General features: G+C 65.9%; 3 protein-coding genes. All 3 read right to left on the reverse strand.

The window, feature by feature from the left end; translation table 11 throughout:
• Window positions 1–158 precede the first annotated feature (158 nt).
• Window positions 159–911 carry an ABC transporter ATP-binding protein gene (locus KF691_16250; GenBank protein ID MBX3391003.1) on the reverse strand — a complete coding sequence of 251 codons (753 nt, stop codon included), beginning with the start codon at window positions 909–911 and terminating at the stop codon, window positions 159–161.
• 8 nt (window positions 912–919) lie between these two features.
• A complete protein-coding gene (locus KF691_16255) occupies window positions 920–1,570 on the reverse strand; it encodes a TetR family transcriptional regulator (GenBank protein MBX3391004.1) in 651 nt (216 codons plus the stop codon).
• A gap of 77 nt (window positions 1,571–1,647) precedes the next feature.
• On the reverse strand, window positions 1,648–3,138 hold the full coding sequence (locus tag KF691_16260) for a DUF222 domain-containing protein (protein ID MBX3391005.1): 1,491 nt from the start codon (window positions 3,136–3,138) through the stop codon (window positions 1,648–1,650).
• Window positions 3,139–3,206: the final 68 nt, after the last annotated feature.

Consider the following 3,206-nt stretch of genomic DNA (forward strand, 5'->3'; position numbering starts at 1 on the left):
GGCGGGGCCGACCTGGTTGAACACCGGGGTGTCCATGAATATCCAGGCCAGTAGTCCGATGAGCAGGCTCGGCACGATAAGAAGCAAGGCAATCGTGCGCGGGTCGTGGCGGATCTGGGTGAGGACCCGCCCGGTCGCGGCGAACGTGAGACGCGCGCTCATGACGCCGCCTCCCCGTCGAACTCGGCATCGAGATGCTTCGGTCGGTGCCGGATGAGGGCGAGAAATGCGGCGTCCGCGTCGGCGGCGCCCGTGCGCTCGAGAAGGCCCGCCGGGGTTTCGTCGGCGAGGATCTCGCCATCCCGCAGGAGCAACAGCCGATCGCACCGGGTCGCCTCATCCATAACGTGGCTGGAGACGAGCAGAGTCGTTCCCGACTCGGCGAGTCGGCGGAACAAAGCCCACAAATCCATGCGGAGCACCGGATCGAGTCCGACCGTGGGTTCGTCAAGCATGAGAAGCTCGGGAGAACCGAGCAACGCCACGGCGAGCGAGGCCCGACTGAGCTGGCCGCCGGACAACGAGTCGACCATTTGGTTCGCCTGTTCGGTGAGATCCGTCGACTCGAGCACTCGCTCGACGTCGGCGCGCCCGGCCCGCAGCATGGACGAGAAATAGTTGAGGTTCTGCCGAATGGTCAGGTCTCCGTAGACGCTCGCGTCCTGGGTCACGTAGCCGACCTGGCGGCGTAGGATGGCACTTCCCGCCGCATGGCCGAGCACGTTCACGACGCCGGTGACGTTGCGTTGCACGCCCACGATCGCCCGCATGAGCGTGGTCTTGCCGGAACCGCTTGGCCCGAGGAGCCCGACGAGCGATCCTTGCGGCACGTCGAAGGAGATTCCGTGCAAGACTTCCCGTTTGCCCCGGCGGACCCGAAGGTCGTCGGTATGGATCGCAGAATTCACCATGTGGTGAATTATTCGCGAGCGGGGCCATCCGTGTCAAGGAGTGCGGGGTAACCCGTCAGGTGGAATTGGATGGCCGGCCCGATTCGGCGGGCAACCTCATCGATGGGTGCGCTCGCGAGCGGTTCCACCCGCACGCCGTACCGCACCATGAACAGTCCGACGATCTGCGACGCGGCTGCGCCCGCCCGCAATTCTCCGTCCTCGGCGCCCAGATCTTCCGCGATCTTTTTCAGCACTTCTCGCGTGATGAACTGGCGCAGCATCGTCGCGGCGAAGTCGTGGCCAAGTGCGGTTCTGATGATGCTGATGATCCGCTCGGCGGATTTGCCAGACTCCATGGTCGTCAGGACCACGGTGACGAGGTTCACGCCGATCTGGTCCCGCGGTCCGCTGAGCACCTGTCTGACGATGAGGTCCGGCCGCATGGGGGAGCTCACGGATGCGGCAAAGAGTTCCGCCTTGTCATTGAAATAGTGGTGTACCAGCGCTGGGTCGACTTCCGCTCGCCGGGCGATCCCACGCAGTGACGTGGAGTCGTAGCCCTTCTCGAGAAACTCCTTCGACGCTGCCTCGAGAATCTGGGCCCGCGCATCCGCTTCGCCGGAGCGGCGCCTCCCCCGCGAGCGGGGCGCAGTCTCACCGTCAGCGCTCCGTGCCATAACGACAGGCTAGACGATTTTCGACGGATAGCCGCGGGGGAGCGTGAGCGTGACGGGAGTGCCGTTCAGCACCCCTGTCAGGAAAACTCCACCGGTCGCGCCCGGCCTGGACTGTTACGGTCGAGACTGTCGCGGGTCGGCTCGTCCGGGTCGAGCCGCCAACCAGACGGAACACCGTCGGGGACATCCTTCACGATCCGGCCGGACGGCGCCGTCCACTCGATGGTGCCCGATTCGGATTGCCGGACCCGCCACGGCGGTGCGTTCGCCCTCGTATGGTGCTTGAGCGCATGGTGCCCTGGGCACAGCAGTTCGAGGTTTTCCGGAGTCGTTTCGCCTCCGTGCTCCCAGGCGAGGGTGTGATCGGCGTCGCACCGTCGAGCGCGGCGCGTGCAGCCGGGGAAACGACATCTGCCGTCCCTGGCCTCCAGGAACTGTCGGAGAGCCTGCGACGGGCGATACGTGTGTGCGGAGATCACGAGCTCAGTGACCGGATCGGTCAGGATGCGCAGCCATGTCGTTGCCCCACCGGCGAGCATGCGGGCGGTCTCCAGGTCGATCGGTCCCTTTCCGGAGATGGTGGCCGGTTCGTCGGACCTCCCGAGCAGGGTGAGCATGGGAATCACAACAGACACTTCGGCACGGATGCCGACGCCCGCCGAGTGCGGCGCGTCCGCATCGGCCGAGGGCTGAGCGGCGAGCAGCAACTCGGCGACGAGATCCGCGCGGAGCTGGTCGAGGCAACGGGGGTCGCCGAGGTCACGCCCCGTATCGCCCGATCGGGCGGCATGGCAGACAGCCTGAGCTTGCCGGGTCAGGCGATCCCACACACCGTCTGCCAGCACGGTGGGCATCGTCACGGAAAGTTCCGACATTCCGTCGCCGAGCTCGGTCACCGTGACCCGCCGCTCCTCGCGGGCCTGCCTGTGGCGTTCCTCGAAGGCGGTCTCCGCAAGGCGCACTGCTGTGAGCTGGGCGAAGCGCCGAAGTCGACCGGGAGTGACCGTGACCGCACGCTCGAGCACCTCCATCTCGTAAATTGCGCGGGCGTTCGCATCCACAATCGCGAGCCCCTGTTCGACGATCGTGCGCACGTGACCCAACTGGATGCGTCCCAGTTCGAGGCTTTCCAGAGTCGAGGGGAAGAGGCGCACGAGGGTCTCCGCCTCGGCGATGCGCGCCGCCATTGTACGGTCCGACACTCGATGCAACACGGCAAGTTCCGCGGTGAGAGACCGCATCGCCATTTCGACATCCCTGGGTTTTGCCGCGGCGGGGAGCAGCCGACGGGTGCGCATGGCGAGGTCCGCGAGTTCGCGCTGCTCTTCGGCAATCAACCCTGCCTGCCGCCGCCGCAAATCGAGCGTGCGCTCGATCGCATCGGCCAGCGTGTCCCGGGAGTTCAGCTCCTCGGCGAGGCGCTCAAACCACGCGTCATGATCGAAGCCGGAAGTGTCGACGGGAATAACGTCAGATTCGGGGAACGGCTCCTCGTACCAGCCGTCGAAGTCCGGGACGGACACAGCGAAGTCGACCTCGCCGATCGTGTCGCCGGATGCCTGATTCATACCTCAAGACAACACCCGACCACTGACATTGCGCGCCCGTACCGAGAGAGTTATCCGCCGCCGGTATT

It is taken from the genome of Phycisphaeraceae bacterium, assembly GCA_019636555.1.
In the GTDB taxonomy this organism is placed as follows: domain Bacteria; phylum Planctomycetota; class Phycisphaerae; order Phycisphaerales; family UBA1924; genus JAFEBO01.